Source organism: Affinundibacterium fentianense (genome assembly GCF_018139545.1).
Classification (GTDB): Bacteria; Pseudomonadota; Gammaproteobacteria; order Burkholderiales; family Burkholderiaceae_D; genus Undibacterium; species Undibacterium fentianense.
The window spans coordinates 166758-184238 of the sequence record NZ_JAGSPJ010000006.1; the positions used below are offsets into that span (position 1 = coordinate 166758).

General features: G+C 45.9%; 12 protein-coding genes. 10 read left to right on the forward strand and 2 right to left on the reverse strand.

Annotated features, from left to right (window positions below):
- Positions 1 to 5 precede the first annotated feature (5 nt).
- From KDM90_RS14485 to KDM90_RS14500, 4 genes are all read left to right on the forward strand, one after another.
- On the forward strand, positions 6 to 749 hold the full coding sequence (locus KDM90_RS14485) for a peptidylprolyl isomerase (protein WP_212676334.1): 744 nt from the start codon (positions 6 to 8) through the stop codon (positions 747 to 749).
- A 51-nt stretch (positions 750 to 800) separates the two neighbouring features.
- Positions 801 to 1250 (forward strand): hemerythrin domain-containing protein, encoded by a 450-nt coding sequence (locus tag KDM90_RS14490; RefSeq protein WP_212676335.1) that lies wholly within the window; start codon positions 801 to 803, stop codon positions 1248 to 1250.
- Between the two features lie 147 nt (positions 1251 to 1397).
- The gene (locus KDM90_RS14495; protein ID WP_212676336.1) at positions 1398 to 2726 is read left to right on the forward strand and encodes a hypothetical protein; all 1329 of its coding nucleotides are present in this window, start codon (positions 1398 to 1400) and stop codon (positions 2724 to 2726) included.
- A gap of 102 nt (positions 2727 to 2828) precedes the next feature.
- Positions 2829 to 6935 carry a two-component regulator propeller domain-containing protein gene (locus tag KDM90_RS14500; RefSeq protein WP_212676337.1) on the forward strand — a complete coding sequence of 1369 codons (4107 nt, stop codon included), beginning with the start codon at positions 2829 to 2831 and terminating at the stop codon, positions 6933 to 6935.
- 109 nt (positions 6936 to 7044) lie between these two features.
- Here KDM90_RS14500 and KDM90_RS14505 read toward each other — a convergent pair whose 3' ends face one another.
- On the reverse strand, positions 7045 to 9081 hold the full coding sequence (locus KDM90_RS14505; protein WP_212676338.1) for a sensor histidine kinase: 2037 nt from the start codon (positions 9079 to 9081) through the stop codon (positions 7045 to 7047).
- 312 nt (positions 9082 to 9393) lie between these two features.
- On the opposite strand from KDM90_RS14505, the gene moaA reads away from it, so the two are divergent.
- The 6 genes from moaA (at position 9394) to KDM90_RS14535 (ending at position 16568) form a co-directional block, all read left to right on the forward strand.
- Positions 9394 to 10416, forward strand: a complete 1023-nt coding sequence (gene moaA / locus KDM90_RS14510) for a GTP 3',8-cyclase MoaA (protein WP_230409822.1) — start codon at positions 9394 to 9396, stop codon at positions 10414 to 10416.
- A 23-nt stretch (positions 10417 to 10439) separates the two neighbouring features.
- Positions 10440 to 11123, forward strand: coding sequence for a carbonic anhydrase (locus tag KDM90_RS14515; RefSeq protein ID WP_212676339.1), 684 nt, complete (start codon positions 10440 to 10442; stop codon positions 11121 to 11123).
- Positions 11124 to 11171: 48 nt separating this feature from the next.
- On the forward strand, positions 11172 to 13112 hold the full coding sequence (locus KDM90_RS14520) for a type IV pili methyl-accepting chemotaxis transducer N-terminal domain-containing protein (RefSeq protein WP_212676340.1): 1941 nt from the start codon (positions 11172 to 11174) through the stop codon (positions 13110 to 13112).
- Between the two features lie 148 nt (positions 13113 to 13260).
- Positions 13261 to 13905, forward strand: a complete 645-nt coding sequence (locus KDM90_RS14525) for a response regulator (protein ID WP_212676341.1) — start codon at positions 13261 to 13263, stop codon at positions 13903 to 13905.
- A gap of 150 nt (positions 13906 to 14055) precedes the next feature.
- Positions 14056 to 14829 carry a Crp/Fnr family transcriptional regulator gene (locus KDM90_RS14530; protein WP_212676342.1) on the forward strand — a complete coding sequence of 258 codons (774 nt, stop codon included), beginning with the start codon at positions 14056 to 14058 and terminating at the stop codon, positions 14827 to 14829.
- Between the two features lie 356 nt (positions 14830 to 15185).
- Positions 15186 to 16568, forward strand: coding sequence for a NarK family nitrate/nitrite MFS transporter (locus KDM90_RS14535; protein ID WP_212676343.1), 1383 nt, complete (start codon positions 15186 to 15188; stop codon positions 16566 to 16568).
- Here the strand turns inward: KDM90_RS14535 and KDM90_RS14540 are convergent.
- Positions 16565 to 17479, reverse strand: coding sequence for a Dyp-type peroxidase (locus KDM90_RS14540; RefSeq protein ID WP_212676344.1), 915 nt, complete (start codon positions 17477 to 17479; stop codon positions 16565 to 16567). The genes KDM90_RS14535 and KDM90_RS14540 overlap by 4 nt on opposite strands.
- Positions 17480 to 17481: the final 2 nt, after the last annotated feature.

Below are 17481 nucleotides of genomic sequence, written 5' to 3' on the forward strand. Positions count from 1 at the left end.
CAATCGTGCCCGTCATAGTCAATGGTTACGAACTCAGCGATGCTGAGATGGAAAAAGAACTGCCAGAGCATCAAGGCACGGCAGATCCGATGAAGAGTGCGATGACGGCTTTGGTCTTGCGTCGTATCTTATTAGATAAAGCCAATGAACTCGGTTTGTCGGGTGAAGATGAAGACAAAATTGAAGCTTTGTTAGTACGTGAGGTCGTTGTACCTAAGCCCAGTTCAGAAGAATGTCTGCGTCACTATCAAGCGCATCCACAGCGTTTTACTGTGGGTGAATTAGTTGAAGCAAATCACATTTTATTCCAAGTGACACCTGCGCTCGATCTGGATAATTTGCGACGTCATGCCGAAGTGGTGTTACAAGATTTGTTGGACAATCCAGCCAATTTTGCCGCGATGGCGAAAGTAAATTCAAACTGCCCATCGAGTGAAGTCGGTGGCAATCTCGGACAATTAACGCGTGGCGATACCGTTCCCGAATTTGAAAAAGTGATTTTCTCCGCAGAAGAACACAAGATCGTGTCACGTTTGGTGGAAACCCGATTTGGTCTGCACATCGTGCAACTAGGACGTAAATTGGCAGGAAAATTACTGCCATTCGAGCAAGTTGAAAGCAAGATCGCTGACGCGATGCAAAGAGCGAGCCACGATCATGCGATGCGCCAGTATCTGCAATTGATGGTTGGACAAGCCAAGATCAGCGGTATCGAGTTGGAAGGTGCTGATACGCCTTTGGTGCAATAAAAATTTTTACTGCAGAGGCGTAGAGCCTTGCAATTTAAGTAGGAGTAAATCATGTCTCAAGCAATGATGAGTTTAGTAAAGCAGCACCAAGAATGTGACGATCAATTAAATCGTGTCGAAGCCGCTTTACATAAAGCCGATCTGTCCTCGGCTGGTAGAAATTTCCGTTTGTTTGATGAGCAGTTAGAGCATCATTTTCGTTTGGAAGAAGAACGTTTATTCCCTGCATTTGAAAAAGCCACAGGCATGACGGATGGACCGACGGTGGTCATGCGTAACGAGCATGCGGAGATTCGCCAGCTACGAGATCAGGCAATGGGCGAAATCGAACAGGGGAAAGTAGAAGCAGCTTTGGCGACGCTTGACACTTTGAATGTCTTAATTCAACAGCACAACGTCAAAGAAGAAAACATACTCTACCCTATGTGTGGCGGCAGTATTCCCAATCTCTTGTCGATACTTGGATTAGGCGGTTGTGGTGGTGCTTGCTCTTGCTCTTAGTTACTAGCATATAGCCAGGTGTACTGTCACTGGTAATGACATGTTATGTGCTTGGCTTGACGACAATCCATCATTTCAGAATGTGCCTTTCTGAACGATCTATCTCACTTACCGAGTTTGTTGTGTCACTTGAATAAAAGAGCGTTCATGTCTGCACCAAAAATTCTTAACTACCAACTTGCTCCGTCTCCGGCTTTGATATTTGGCTGTCTACTTCCTGCACCGTGGATGGGGGTAGCGGCCGGTCTTTTACTGGCGTTCGGTCCCGGTAACGGAATGCCTGATCGGTTCTCGCCCTTGGTATTGGCCGTCACTCATGTTTTAGTCTTGGGAATGTTGGTGCCAATTATACTTGGCGCCTTATTTCAATTATTTCCAGTGGTTGCAGGACAAACTGTCCCCGCGGCTCGTTGGCTCGCACCTTTCGTCGCAGTTGGTTCAATGGCGATTGCAATCGGTTTAAGTGTGGGATTTTTAAGCGGCGCAGCAGTGGGATTTGCGGTTGCCGCCATCCTTGCCACCATTTTATATGGTGCAATTACTCTCGCGTTTGTGCAAGCAGGATGGCGCATGGCTTGGTCGAGTCGAGCAGATTTGACTTTAAAAACTTTGCAGGGGAGTGCGCTTCCCTTGTTTTTTGTTTTTGCCTTTGGCGTAAGCCTTGCTGGAACATTCGCTGGATGGTGGCAGCTTGATATGCAATATCTATTGCAACTGCATGTCGCTTGGGGCCTTATCGGCTTGCTCGCAAGTTTGTTGCTTGGTGTGGGATCGACTGTAGTCCCGATGTTTTGGCAAGCGAAGCGTCCAAGTAGCCTGTGGCAAGCTAGTTTGCCTTGGTCGCTGTGGTTTGGTGTAGGGATGTTGTTGATTCCTTTATCTGAGGACTACATGCGTTATTGGCTTCTGGTCCTGTCGTTTTGGGTTTTTCTATTTGCGACCAGTGCTTTTGTTTATTTGTTGAAAGCGAAACGTCGTTTTGATCCAGCTTGGATATTGTGGATTGTTTGTTGCTTGAGCTGGATGAGCGCGGCGTTCATCTTTTTCCTTTATTTGCTTTCGATGCCGAATTTGGTGTCGCCATTTTGGCGTGGTTTGGGATGGATTCTTGGCGTCTTTTGCCTAGTTGGCGGGGCGGTGATGCCAATTAACGCGATGTTGGGGAAGATCATTCCTTTTCTTGTCTTTTTGCATTTGCGTCGTCGCATACCTTTGGGTCAGCGTGTGCCTAGTATGCAAGTTGTTTTACCGCCTTCACGTTTGCGCTGGCAAGCTCGTTTCCTAATCGCGAGTTGGATCTGCTTACTCGTACTACCGTTCGCGCCAAGCATTCGAGTCTTTGCTGGACTCTTGTTTTCATTTTCACAAGGAATGTTGGCACTCTTTCTTTTTCTTGCATTACTTCGTTATAGGAAAGAACTTCAACTTGTTTTGCATGTTGAAAAGAAAAGCCAAGAGATAAATATTTTGAAATAGATGGTAGGTCATTTGGAAATAATCCGTGACATCATTCTTGTCTGCACGATTGCCTTAATTTGTCTGCTATAGTTTTGCAGTGGCAAGAAATTGCCCAATTTTGTGACAAAAAGAGGAGTGCTAGCCTTGCGGACTTGTGCTGATTACCATTCTGGTTTTGCGCAATATTTTCGAATGAAGACAGCGTCATTCATCTTGCATCGCTTGTTTTGGCTTGCCATTTTTATTCTCAGTCTTTTTCAAACTCTAACTCCTGCCTCTGCTGGTGCTTTGCATCGTCTTCGTTTTGATCATTTCAGTATTGACCAAGGTTTGCCAAGCACCGGTATTCTGAGTATCTACCAAACTCGCAATGGATTTGTTTGGCTCGGAACATCGAACGGGCTGACACGTTATGATGGTCGGCATATTCGTCTGTATTCCCATGTACCGGGAAACGCTGGAACGATTAGCCACGATAGAATTTTTAGTTTATTTGAAGACTCGCAACAGCGGCTTTGGATCGGAACCCGACGTGGCATTGATGTCTTGGATCTCAAAACGGATACGATACGTCGTATCGCGATGCCAGCAAGTTTCACAGCGAAGGAAATGGTCGTCTACGGGATCGTGCAAGACGGTACGGATGCCCTGTGGATAGCCAGCGGCGCTGGGTTACTCCGATTCAATATCACAGCGGCATCATTTACTCGTTGGCGCTCTCAGTCCGAATTCGATTCCTATTTGAGTGGTGAAGCGCGATCCATCATTGCTGATCCTCAAGGCGGAATTTGGTTTGGGCAAGGACAATGGGTCGTTCATTTGGGACGAGATGGACAATTGTTATCTCAATTTAAAGCGGCGGAGGCTGAGCCCAATTTGCAGCAAAATCCGACTCAACGATTGGTCCGAAGTTTAGCTTTAGATGATCAAGGTCAATTGTGGGTTGGTTTGACTGGCGGATTAACCTTGTGGAACGTCAAGAACACCGCACCGAGAAGTGTCGCACTTCCATTACAGTTGAAAGTACCTAGTGCAACGGTTGCGGCAATTTTACAAGACCATGAAAAGTCAATCTGGCTTGCGATGGGGAATGATCAAGGACTGTTACGTTGGAAATCCGATAAAAATACTTTAGAAAGATTTGTCAATCTGCCCTCTGTAAGTAGTAGTTTAAGTGGCGATAATTTGACTGCATTGATGCTGGATGCAAGTGGTGGACTTTGGATAGGAACCAGTGACTATGGTGCAAATTTGGTCGACCTGAAAGGACGAGGCTTTACGACCTATTTGAGTATTCCTGGGGATCCGCGTAGCTTGTCGCAACGCTTGGTAACAGCGGTTTTGGCGGATAGTGATGAGTACGCTTGGATTGGTACTTTAGGTGGAGGCTTAAATCGATTGCATTTACCTTCTGGCGATACGCAACGGATTCCAAAACAAGTGGTTGGGGTTGAATATATCCGAGCGTTGATGTTGGATGAACAAAAACAATTGTGGATTGGTGGCGAGCGCTTGCAGATTTTTGATCCTAAGACACAACGTAGTCGCGAGATTGAGCTAGAAAAGAATTTTCCTGTCGGCGCACGTATCACGGCGATAGTGAAAGCTAGAGAAGGTCTTGTATGGGTAGGGACTTCGAATGGTCTATATCAAATCAACTCGGCAGGAAAGGTGACAATTTTCCGAACGGATACGCGACCACAAGATCAACGTGAGAATTGGCTACAAGACGATGCTGTCGATAGTCTATTAATTGATCGCGAGCAAACCTTATGGGTTGGGACGAAAGGAGCGTTGTATCGGTTTCATCCTACGACCCAAGATTTTCAAATGATTCGACACCCAAGTCATCATTTTGCGGCATCCGAAAAAATGGGTATTACTAGTTTGCGTCAAGACCAGCATGGTCGTATTTGGGCGGCGACGATACTAGCGGGACTGGTCGAAGTGAAACCAACATTAAATCCGCAGCAAACAATGGAATGGGAATACGTCCTATGGAAACCTAGCCCTGCCTTGCCAGATGACGTGATCGAGGCAATGCAAGATGCTGAGAATGGGGAAATTTGGATGAGTAGTGAACGCGGCTTGATGCGGCTCGAACCTGCTCTCAATCGGGCGCGAAATTTCCCAGCATTTGGACGATTTGAAGGGGCATTCAATTTTGCCTCAGCGACGCGCGCGCGGGACGGTGCATTACTTTTTGGTGGCGTCGGATTAGTTTATTTTCACCCAGAAGCTATTTGGGAGAATCCAATTCCACCACGTGTCGTGTTGAGTGATATTTTACTGTTCAATAAATCGCTCTCGATATGGAGTTCGAAAGATGCACTTGCCAAGACCCAACGAGTACCGAGCCCAAACGGCACAGCAAGTCGTTCAGGCGCAAACGATGATTTAGCTAGCATTGGTGTGACAGGGCCGTTGAGTGCAGCAAAGCGAGTCCAGCTGAACCATCAACAGTCCATGGTGAGTTTTGAACTCGCGGCACTCCATTTTTATAACAAAACGCATCTTCGCTATGCCTGGAAATTGGCTGGCTATGATCAAGATTGGATCTATGGTCAATCTGATCGAAGTATTGCGACCTACACTAATCTAGATGCAGGAACCTATCACCTCGTCGCAAAAGCGGCGAACCCAGATGGCGTTTGGAGCGAAGGCACTGAAATCTTGGAACTTGTGGTGTTGCCACCTTTTTGGCGAACCTGGTGGTGGTATGGCATGTGGATCATGGTTGTTCTGTTGGGATTGCGCTACGCATACCACCGTAGATTGGCGTCGGTGAGAGCGAATCAAGTCTACTTAGAGCAGCAAATCAAGAGTCAAACACAAGAAGTGCTTGAACAGAAAAAGTTGGCAATCGCGCAAAGGGAGATTGCTGAACAAGCGCGCAACGATATTGGAAGATTGAGCGAAATAGGCTTAAAAATGACATCCTCCCTAGAACGTCAGCAAATCCTTGATACGCTTTATGCCAACATTAAAACGATGATCCCTGCATCGACTTTTGGTGTTGGTATTGTTGATTGGGACAAGCGTAGCATTGCGTTTGACTATACGATTCAAGGTGATCAAGTAATACAGCCGTATGAACGCAGCCTTGATGCATTGGAGCAGCCTTCTACGCGATGTGTCTTAACCGCACAAGAATTAATTATCAACGAGATCGAACATGATAGTCGTAAATTGGATCAGGTGATCGCAGGTCGAACGGGTGAGTCGGACGTAAAATTAGTCGATGGCACTGTGAGTGAAAATTCTCGTTCAGGCATCTATGTACCGATACTGATGAATGGTCGTGTCATGGGCTTGATTGGCGCATTGAGTGTTGAAAAGAACGTATTCGGCTTGAATGATTTGAATATCTTGCGAACGCTAGCAGCCTATACAGGTGTTGCGCTTGATAATGCCGACGCCTATCGCCGTTTGAAAATCACCCAATCCAAATTGGTTGAACAAGAAAAATTAGCGGCCCTCGGTTCACTCGTTGCTGGCGTAGCGCACGAGCTCAATACACCGATCGGAAATAGCTTATTGATGGCGAGTACGATGCAAGAACTGAGTCAACAGTTCATGAGTCAAGTGAAGCAGAATCAAATAAAGCGATCAGACTTGGAAAATTATTGCCTGAGCTCGGTGGAGTCTTCCGATCTAATGGTTCGTAGCTTATCGAGTGCGGCGAACCTTGTGAGCAGTTTTAAACAGATTGCTGTCGATCAGACCTCAGATAAACGACGTGAATTTGATCTTCGGTACTTTTGCGAAGAAGTCGCGCTAACATTGTCAAATCGCAGTAAACGCGAAGGACATGAGATAGTGCTCGACGTGGCTTCGGGTTTGAATCTTGATAGTTATCCAGGATCACTGGGGCAGGTGCTGAACAATTTGATTCTCAATGCGATGATACATGGTCTCAACGAGCATCCTCAAGGAAAGATACAAATTCGTGCCAATCCAATCGATCTGAAGACGGTTTCATTGGTCGTTGAAGACAATGGTGCTGGTATTGCTCGAGACAATATTGAACGTATTTTCGAGCCCTTTTTTACAACGAAATTAGGCACTGGTGGTAGCGGCTTGGGTTTGCATATTGTTTATAACATCGTGCACTCGGTTCTTGGTGGAAGTATTCAAGTCGAGAGTGAGGTCGGAAGAGGAACCCGATTTACAATACAGATTCCATTCGTGGCACCGATGAGAAAGCAAAACGACGAGGAAGCCTAGTTTTTGTGAGAACAAGCGGGATTCGATGTAGATATCGGAAGCAATGACAAATTGCAGAAATCTTTCTGTATGAACTTCATCGGGATATCGTGTGGTGAGGGGCGCGTGCCTAAGCTAAGGGTAAGCTAACGCTAAAGCAACACCCCTCTCCCAATTGACTTTTACAACGAACATTTCCCCCCATGGCCTCGGTGAGTTTTTTCACTATCGAGAGCCCGAGTCCGCTGGAATGCTCGCCCGCAGTCGGTGTACTAGACAATTTAGTAAATTTTTCAAACAGGCGCTGCTGATCATGCTCGGATAATCCAGGCCCTTGGTCTTGTATGGAGACCGTAGCGAAGTGTTCGTCGGTATGCAACTCAATATAGATTTGTTTGCCGATCGGGGAATATTTAATGGCGTTGGAAATTAAATTATCTAAGACTTGGAAACTGGCATTCGGATCGGCCAGCACAAAGTAAGTAGATGGGTTGGAAAATGGATCGCTATCCGCATAGGAAAACGAATGCCGAATATCTTTGGCGCGCATGGTGTGTTCATATTGCATCAGAACTTGATGACTCAGCTCATTTAAATTAACTTTTTGTTTGACGAGTTTTGTATTGCCCGATTCCAAGGCATTGACGTCTAATAGATTGGTAATGATATGCATCATGCGTTGCCCGCTACGACTGATGCGTTCTAAATAGCTGTAGCGCTGTTCGGGCGAGATATTGTTCTCGAGTTTACGCATCAAGTCGCTTAATCCGATGATTCCCGTTAAGGGGTTTTTTAAGTCGTGTGCCGCAATCCCGAGGAATTCATTTTTTTGCTGATCTAGTTTTTCTAGGCGCTGTACCGCTTCGGCTAATTCATTGGTTCGCGTCTGGATTTTTAATTCTAGTTCTTGTTCGGCATGCTTTGAAATCGACAATAATTTTTCTTGAGTCAACGCGTTTTCATTCTTGATGTAATTGATTCGATCGGCCTGGGCAAGTGCGAGCAAGATGATTTCAATGGCTGATCCGATTTGGTAACCGAACTCGGTAATCCACGTACTTTCAATGATTCCTAAGTTGCGGAAAATAATCAGAACGCCGCCAGCGATCCACGCGGTCGTAGCGGCGACCACGATGTAGCCAGGACGAAATCCACGCCAACCGATGGAAATACCAATCGGCAGCACCAAGAGCATTTGAATAAATGCGACGATTTGTACCATTGAGGCTATCTTCGCGTTTAAGCCGAATAGCACACCAATAATCGCTGCTAGAGCGAACACTTGAATGAAAGTGAAAACATCTGCCATCAGAGGCATACTTTTATTCAGGCGGAGAAAGTGAGTCACAAAGAGTGAGTAGAAAAATAGCAGGGTTGCGACGGCAAGACTTTGGATGGTCTCAATTAACCACGGACTAGTGCTTGGAAAATATAATGCTAAGTGTCCATTGTTGTTCGCAGAAACCAATAAAGTGACGCAGGAAAACAGAAGGTAAAGAACGATCGCTTTATCTCGATAGCTCCATGTGAGTATGAGATTGTAAGCGATCATCGCTAGCATAATCCCATAGTAAATCCCCATCAAATTGGATTCGCGGTTGCTCGCTTCAGCGAAGGACTGCGGCGTGAAGAGCTTTGCGCTGAGGTACATTGCGCTGGTCGTTTGTAGGCGCAGATAGATTGTATGAATCTCTTGGTCATGAAATTGAAATCGGAATACAGCGAGTCGATGTTTTGTTTCTGCATCGCTAGGTTTTTGGTGGTCGCCCGATTGATGCGTACTGATTATTCGTCCTTGACTCACTTGGTAGGCGCGCACGTCATCAAGCATATTGGGTGTAATTTCTAACCACCAGTCAGCAAGGCTCGTATTCTTCGGTCTTTGGATTGAAAGTTTCAACCAATATACCGAGTCCGTGTATGAAGCTGACAAATTACCTTTCAACTTCGCAAACTTGTGCGCATTGACTTCGTTGAGAATCTGCTCAATTCCGATTGTTGCGCTTTTATCTTCGAATATTTGCCAATGGCCGTTTAAATCAAACGAGGTGCGATCCAATTGGATTGCTAAGGGCAGAGGACGCTCTTGCTCTCGCGCGAGAGCGTTCGCCCAAGGGAGCATACAAAAAAGAAAAAAACAGAGCGCTGCTTTTTTAAGTTGGTTCATGCGAAACGATTCAAGTCAAGCTGAAAAGGCATGTGGGCGAGTGCTAATCGCGTTTCTTAGCACAAGAACCCTCAATACGAATGTTTCAGCGTAGCAAGTTTCCTTAGGGAGGGCAACGGAAATCTGCGGAGCGGTATGCATTTGAGAAAAAATCGAAATGGTTCGTTGTGATGATGCCAATTTTGATATTTTTTCATCGATATTCTGCTCACGTTTCTTGATCCGGGACAAATTTCATCCCCCAAAAGAACTAGAGAAAATTAGCTTGCCGGCGAATTGTATTGGGGGCGGAAATCATTGACACTGAATAGTATGGAGAATCAACTATCAATTATGTCGACCAGAGAAACTACGCCTCCCAAGCTGATTGATCGCTTTGGCCGCACGCTCAGTTATCTGCGCGTATCGGTGACTGATCGATGTGATCTACGTTGCAGTTATTGCATACCCAAAGGTTTTAAAGGATTCGAGGAACCAGAAAATTGGCTCACTTTTGATGAGATCGATCGGGTTGTTGCGGCTTTTGGACGCATGGGCGTGACGCGTATTCGGTTGACCGGGGGAGAACCTTTGCTGCGTCGTGATCTTCCAAGTCTTGTGGCTAGATTGGGGCAGCATACGCAGATTCATGATATTTCCTTGTCGACCAACGCGACGCAATTGCAAAAGCATGCGGTGGCACTGTTTCAGGCGGGAGTGAGAAGGATCAACGTCAGTCTTGACACCTTAGATCGAGCATGTATGCAAAACATTACTGGGCGTGATAGTTTTCATAGCATCATGTCGGGACTGCAGGCCGGTAAGCAAGCGGGATTCCAACCGATCAAACTGAATATGGTTGTGATGAAAGGCGTGAACGATCACGAGGTGCTAAAGATGGCGGAATATTGCTTTGAGCAAGGATTTATTTTGCGCCTGATTGAAGCGATGCCGATGGGAGTGACGGGGCAAAACGCCCAGTTTCTCGATCTTGCTGGTTTGCGAGAAGAGCTTGTACGAGAGTTCAATTTGCGTCCAGCTGCGGCGGAATTGGGTGGCGGGCCTGCACGTTACTGGACAACTCAAGATGGGCGCGCGACGCTTGGATTTATTTCTCCTTTAAGTCAGCATTTTTGTGCAAGCTGTAATCGCCTCAGAATGGGCGTGGATGGCACACTGTATATGTGTTTGGGGCAGGAGCAAAGTGTCCCCTTAAGGCCGCTATTGCGCGCGGGGATCAGTGATCAAGACTTGGAGCAGGTGATTCGTCAAGCAATAGAACTGAAACCTGAGCGGCACGAATTTAACACTGATAAGCATAAGATTATCCGTTTTATGTCGCAAACAGGTGGATAAGCGCATTTGATTCGGAGAATTTGATGGAAGTACGAAATATTCACCAATTTATAGAAGGTTTTCAACGCTTTCAAAGCAAGTATTTTTCAGGCGAAAGACCACTTTACAATAAGCTGAATAATGGCCAAAGTCCAACGACCCTATTGATCGGTTGTTGCGATTCCCGAGTTGACCCTGCACTTTTGCTTGATTGTGATCCTGGCGATATTTTTGTGATTCGCAATGTTGCTAATCTTGTTCCACCTTGTAATGAATCGGGTAATCAACAAGGGGTTAGTGCTGCCATACAATTCGCAGTCGAGGCTTTGAACGTCAAACGTATTATTGTGATGGGCCACGAAAAATGTGGCGGTATTCGGGCATTGATGCAGGGCTATCAGCCGAGTCGAAAGATTGATTTTATCGGACGTTGGATGCGTATCGTCGAACCTGTGAAACAAAGAATCTTGACACAACTCGTTGATTGCTCGGTGGAGGTGCAAAATCACGCATGTGAGTTAGGGGCAATTATCTTGTCATTAAATAACTTGCGAAGCTTTCCATGGGTGGCTGAACGAGAGCAGCGCGGCGAACTTGCACTGCACGGCTGGTATTTTGATATGACGAACGGTGCATTGCTGGCATACTCAGAGCGCAGTGATTGCTTTTTGCCGATGGTATGTCCTTTAGTGGGAACACAGCAGCATGAATTGGTAGAGACAATTTGATCATTGCAAAATGAACTGAGTTCAGCTATTTCTAGATAAAAAATTCTCATGCCGACATCGCCTATTTCTACTTCAGCCAGTTTGCCTATGGGCAAACGATTAACCTTTCGAATCTTACTGACGACGATTCTCGGTCTGGCATTAACGCTCGCTGCGATTGGCTACACTTTACTTTTGTCTTGGCAATTAGAAGGCGGGGGAGCCGCGATTAACGAAGCGGGAAGTCTACGAATGCGCTCTTATCGGTTAGCGACAATGTTAGCGCAAACCAGCCCTACGAATATCGTACAGCAAGAGTTGCTTGACTTTAATCGTACTTTGGCCGATTTACAGACAGGGGATCCAAAACGTCCTCTATTTTTGCCACAGACGACATTGATTCGCGAACAAACTAAAAAAGTACAAAATGCATGGCGAATCACTGTGCAAGAACAAGTATTGAAAGTGTTGGCCGAAAAGGATCCCTTATTGCGTCGGCAGGCGCTCACACTTTATGAACAGGATCTACCCGGCTTTGTTCAAGATATTAATCAGTTAGTGAGTCTGGTCGAAATTGAATTGGCGGAGAAAACAACGTGGCTTCGCCTTTGTCAAACAGCACTGATCTTTATGTCGCTCGCGGCCAGTGTCGCCCTATTGTACTTGTTGTACCTTTGGATCGTTGGACCAGTAACGCGCATGCAAACAGGCATCGCGCGTATGACCAAGGACGATCTCAGTGTACGCTTACCAATCGAGACTGAAGATGAGTTTGGAGTTCTCGCTCAAGCATTCAATCAAATGGCGGACCATGTGCAAGGTGTACATAGAACACTCGAAGTGCGCGTATTGGAAAAGACCGCAAAGTTACAGGCGCAGAATCATGAGATGAGTACCTTATATGAGATCGCGGGCTTTTTGGCTGGTCCGCATCCAATCGAAGAACTGTGTCGCGGTTTTCTCCATAGAATTATGCACCGCATGGAGGCCGATGGTGGTACCGTGCGAATACTCGATACGTTGACCGACAACATGCACATTACTGTGCATGAGGGCATTTCAGAGAAAATGATTGAAGAAGAGCATTGCATCAAGAAGGATGATTGTTTATGCGGTGCGGCCGCGCAGCAGGGAATTATTTTGGTCCGAGATTTTCGCTTGCTTGATCAACAAAAACGGTATCGTTGCCAAGAAGAAGGTTACGTCTCACTTGCTGTATTTCAAATCGTCACCCGTGATCAGGTTATCGGCAGCTTTTCATTACATTTTGCGAAAGAACGTATTGTCAGCAGCGAAGAGCGACGCTTGTTAGAAATCTTGGGCAAGAATTTAGGCTCCGCGATTGAGAATCAACGATTAATTGCGAAGGAAAAAGAGTTTGCTGTATCACAGGAACGCAATCTCTTAGCGCAAGGTTTGCACGATAGCATTGCACAAGGTTTAAATTTCCTGAATTTGCAAGTGCAAATGTTAGAAGACTCGTTAAAGCGCAACGATACTGACGAAATTCGTGATATTGCCCCCTTGCTGCGCGCTGGTGTCCAAGAAAGTTATGAGGATGTGCGCGAATTATTATTGAATTTTCGGACCCGCTTGCAAGACAGTAATCTTGAGTCAGAAATGCGGAATGTGGTCGCCAAGTTCCAACGGCAATCTGGTGTACAGAGTGACATACATTTTAGTGGGAATGGGGCACCTTTGCCGCCAGAGCAACAATTGCAAATTCTGTTTATTTTGCAAGAAGCCTTATCAAATGTGCGCAAACATGCACAGGCGAGTACGGTCAAGGTATTGATTGAAAATGGGCGCGATTTTTCGATGACGGTGACCGATAATGGCATCGGCTTTGATCTAGATACGATTCACGAAAAAGGTGAAGGTCATGTTGGATTGCGTATCATGCGAGAGCGCGCCGAACGTCTCTCTGCACAATTTACAATCACGACCCTTAATACGGTAGGAACAAGTATCCGCCTACAATTGCTGCGTCAAGAGCGTCAAGTGGCATAGCGAGCGCCCATTTATTGATGTTCGTGTTCACAAGATGGTAGCTTAGTTGGTTTGGATTCCCGATGTAAGCAGTTGCTGTAAGAAGTGACAAACTGTGACTAAACATCCAACATGAATTTTCTTGAAGTCCACAACAGAAAGTGAAGTAATGACAATTCGTATTTTGCTGGTTGATGACCATACTTTGTTTCGCAGCGGGATTCGTCTCCTGTTGCAACGAAATCCCGAATTTGAGATTGTCGGAGAGGCCTCCGATGGATTAGAAGGAGTCAAACGCGCGAAGCAACTGAAACCCGATGTCGTCCTGATGGATCTCAATATGGCGGGCTTATCCGGTTTGGAAGCGATGCAATTGATCATCGAAGATTTGCCTGAAACAGCCGTGTTGATGCTAACAGTGTCAGAAGAAGCTGAAGACTTGAGTAGTGCCCTGCGGAATGGCGCTCGAGGTTATTTATTAAAAAATATCGAAGCAGACTATTTAACCCAAGCAATTCGACGTGCTGCAGCGGGCGAGCCCGTGATTGCGGAATCGATGACGGCCAAGCTGGTGATGCAATTCCGTTCTGGAAATAATACGAGTACTGCGCCAGAAAAAGAAAAGCTGACACCGCGTGAACGTGAAACCATGATTTGTCTTGCAAGAGGAGAGAGTAACAAGGAAATCGCGCGGAATCTGGATGTGGCGGAAAGCACAGTGAAAATTCATGTACAAAATATCTTAAAAAAATTAAATCTCACTAGCCGTGTGCAAATCGCGGTGTATGCGGTTGAACATGGGATGGATAAGTGACTGGCAATTTTTGTAGGTGGTAACGCATTTGCCAGTTAATGCAAGTTGACCCCCTACATTTGCATGCGATAACTAGTCCTTATGGCGTATAGAGATGTTTTGATCAGAGCCCTACACTGCAACCTGAACTTCAACAGTTGGGGAGCCGATATGAGCAAAATTAATCTCGATGGATTGCTAACGAATCAAGCCTTATTTCGGCATATTTCGCCTTTTGAGTTAGAAGGATTGAAACGTGAAGTTGCCAAACTTGAATTGGATAAGGGCTTAAGTCTTTTTCAAAAGGGTGACAAAGCAGAAGCCTGTTTTATCCTCGTATACGGATTGATCAAACTTGTGATTCCTTCTTCCAATGGGAGCGACAAGATTGTTGAATTGATTCGCCCAGGACAATGTTTTGGTGAAGCGATGATGTTTCTCGATGAAAGCTATCCCTTCTACGCAGAAGCCTTAGAAAATTCTTTGATTCTTCGTTTACCCAAGAATGCGATTTTCAAATTGCTGGACCAATCGCCCTCCATTGCTAGGCAAATGATGACGGGATTGTCAGCTCGGTTATTAGGGTTTATTCGGAGTGTTGAACGGCAGTCGTCACATAATGCAATGCAACGCGTGGTAGATTATTTGGTGCAAGTTGCCATCGCCCAAGATAGAACGGACATTCGACTTGAATTGAAGAAAAATGTCGTTGCATCATTATTGAACCTGACACCAGAGACCTTTTCGCGCATGCTGCATCATCTAAGTGAATTGGGGCTGATACGTGTGAGTGCTTCACGTATCCAGATTACTTCCCTACGCGCATTGCAAGATTACCCGAATGGACATGTGGAATCACCACAAAAAGAAAAATCAGAGATTGATCTTTCGATGATGAAACAGGCTATTTCTGCCGTTCAACTGCAAGGATCGAATGCTTGCTGAGACACGCATAGTATTCCGCTAGAACCAGTGAAATGCGGTTGCATTGTAGAGAGTGCGTGTTGATGCGTCTCTTTCGTAGTGTTTCGTCGACGTGTTTATCTTCACTAATTTTTTCTCTTGCGCGGCTCCCTGCCGCGCAGCAATATTTGTTCCTCTCAATTGCTCTCGTTGATTTCAGACTTTGCCTAGACTAGTTCTTTTGGCTAAGACCTTCCCACCATTTGCGTCACTGAATTATCCCAACGGGATAATTGGCAAGTTTGTGTGCACTCCTTAATCTTGGCATGGTAGCGATAGAAACCTGAATACGTCAGCTTGTGACACCGCTGTCGTGCGTTTAATTTATGGAGAACAAGATGAGTCATGTTTTGAGCAGATGGGAACCCGAAGATGGGCATTTTTGGAGCAAAGAGGGGAGTAGTATCGCGAACCGAAATTTGTGGATATCGATTCCTTGCCTTATGTTGGCATTTTCGGTTTGGATGCTTTGGAGTGTCGTTGCCGCCAATTTGGACAAGGCTGGATTCAAATTTACCAAAGATCAGCTATTTTTCTTGACAGCACTTCCGGCGCTGTCAGGTGCCAGCTTGCGCATTTTTTACTCTTTCTTGGTGCCAGTTTTTGGTGGGCGCCGATTCACGGCGATTTCGACCGCGAGTTTATTAATTCCAGCGATCGGGATGGGTTTTGCACTACAAGATCCGACGACAAATTATTCCACCTTATTGATATTGGCACTCTTGTGCGGCTTGGGTGGGGGCAATTTTAGTTCGAGTATGGCAAATATCAGTTTTTTCTTCCCAAAATCAAAGAAAGGCTACGCAACGGGAATGAACGCTGGGATTGGTAATTTGGGCGTTTCGGTTGTTCAGTTCGTGGTGCCGATGGTGATCTCATCCGCTGTCTTTGGTGCAGCAATTTCAGGCGATGGGTTTTTATACCATAACGTCAAAAATAATACCGATGTCATGTTTTGGTTGGCGAATGCGGGATTTATTTGGGTGCCATTTATTTTGGCAGCAACGGTTGCGGCTTGGTTTGGCATGAATGATATTGCGTCCGCTAAGGCCTCATTTTCTGATCAAGCGATCATCTTTCGACGTAAGCATAACTGGCTGATGTGTTGGCTCTACATTGGCACTTTTGGTTCATTTATCGGTTTTTCTGCTGCATTTGCTATGCTGATTAAGGCACAATTTCCCGAAGTTGATGTGGCGAAGTTTGCTTTTTTAGGTCCATTGGCTGGGGCTTTGGCTCGTCCCATTGGTGGCATTTTGTCGGACAAACTAGGTGGCGCACGTCTCACGTTTTGGGTTTTTGCAGCAATGGCGACGACCATCGCATTGGGTATTTTGCCGGCGCTACATGCACATCAATTTAGTGTTTTCTTGATCTCCTTTATTGGCATGTTTATTTTGACAGGACTAGGAAATGGTTCGACTTTTTGTATGATCCCGATTATTTTTCAAACGGAAAGGGAACGTGCTTGTTCAGGCCAGGGCGACGCTGCGCTCAAACAGGCTCGCTTGGATGCCGCGAAAGAATCTGCCGCTGTATTGGGATTTTCAGGTGCAATCGGTGCCTATGGTGGATTCTTTATTCCACAAGGTTTCGGTACGTCGATCAAAATCACAGGCGCTCCAGACATGGCGCTGTACACGTTTATTGGTTTTTACGTGAGTTGCATGGTGATTACTTGGTGGTTCTATTCGCGTAAAAAAGCAGAAATGCCTTGCTAATCATGGTGGTTAGCGCTGGATAGTGTGCTCAGGGCGTCAAAATTGAGGTGCCCATCGCGTGTCGGTGGGCACCAGAAGTAGCTACTCATGATGGGTGTGGAGATCTGGAAGAGCGCATCAACGATGCCATCTTCGAGTCCCAACATGCGACGTAATTGCGCTTCGAAAGCGTAAAAAGAATGGCCGAAGGCAGTGAAATACAGTCCAGCCTTATTTTGCTCCATCCACGGCATAGAACGGCGTAAGAGAAATGCTTCCGGAGTAAAATCTTCTTGAGCCGTACGTTTGACGTGCGCGCTCTCTGGGGCATCGTCGAGTTCGGCGTTGTCGTGTTTTTGACGCCCTATCATGTGATTTTGTTGAAGCGTAGACATGGCATCAAATGCATGAAAATTATGCTGCCATTGTTGGATCGCGACAAAACTACTGCCATCTAAAGGATTTCCTGCACATTGTACAAATGCTGCCTGTATTGCTGCCTCATTCTCTGGATTTTCAGTCCCATCTTCGTAGCCGGTCAAATCGCGCCCCTCTTGATAGCGAAATGCTGGGAGAGATTTCACCAATTCGAAATTGACCTCCAATAGCTCGCTCGTTGATCGGGTAAGATCAAATAATGCACTGGGATTGTCAGTCTTCAGCCAAATCCATACATCGAAGTTTTCTGGATGCTGGGGAATAGGTGCTGAAGCAATGTCAGGAAAATCTTTCGCGCCATCGATTTGGACTTGGAGAAAATTCAAAAATTGATTGCCTAAACCGACGACTGCTTGTTTTTGAAATAAATGATCGGCCAGTTGATTCAGCTTAGTGATTAAGTCAAGACGATTCGAATTGGCACGGCGGCGAAAGTGGAGGTATTGTGCGTGCTGAGTGACGGGATGAAGGATGTCGGCTTGAAAAAAATTCATAA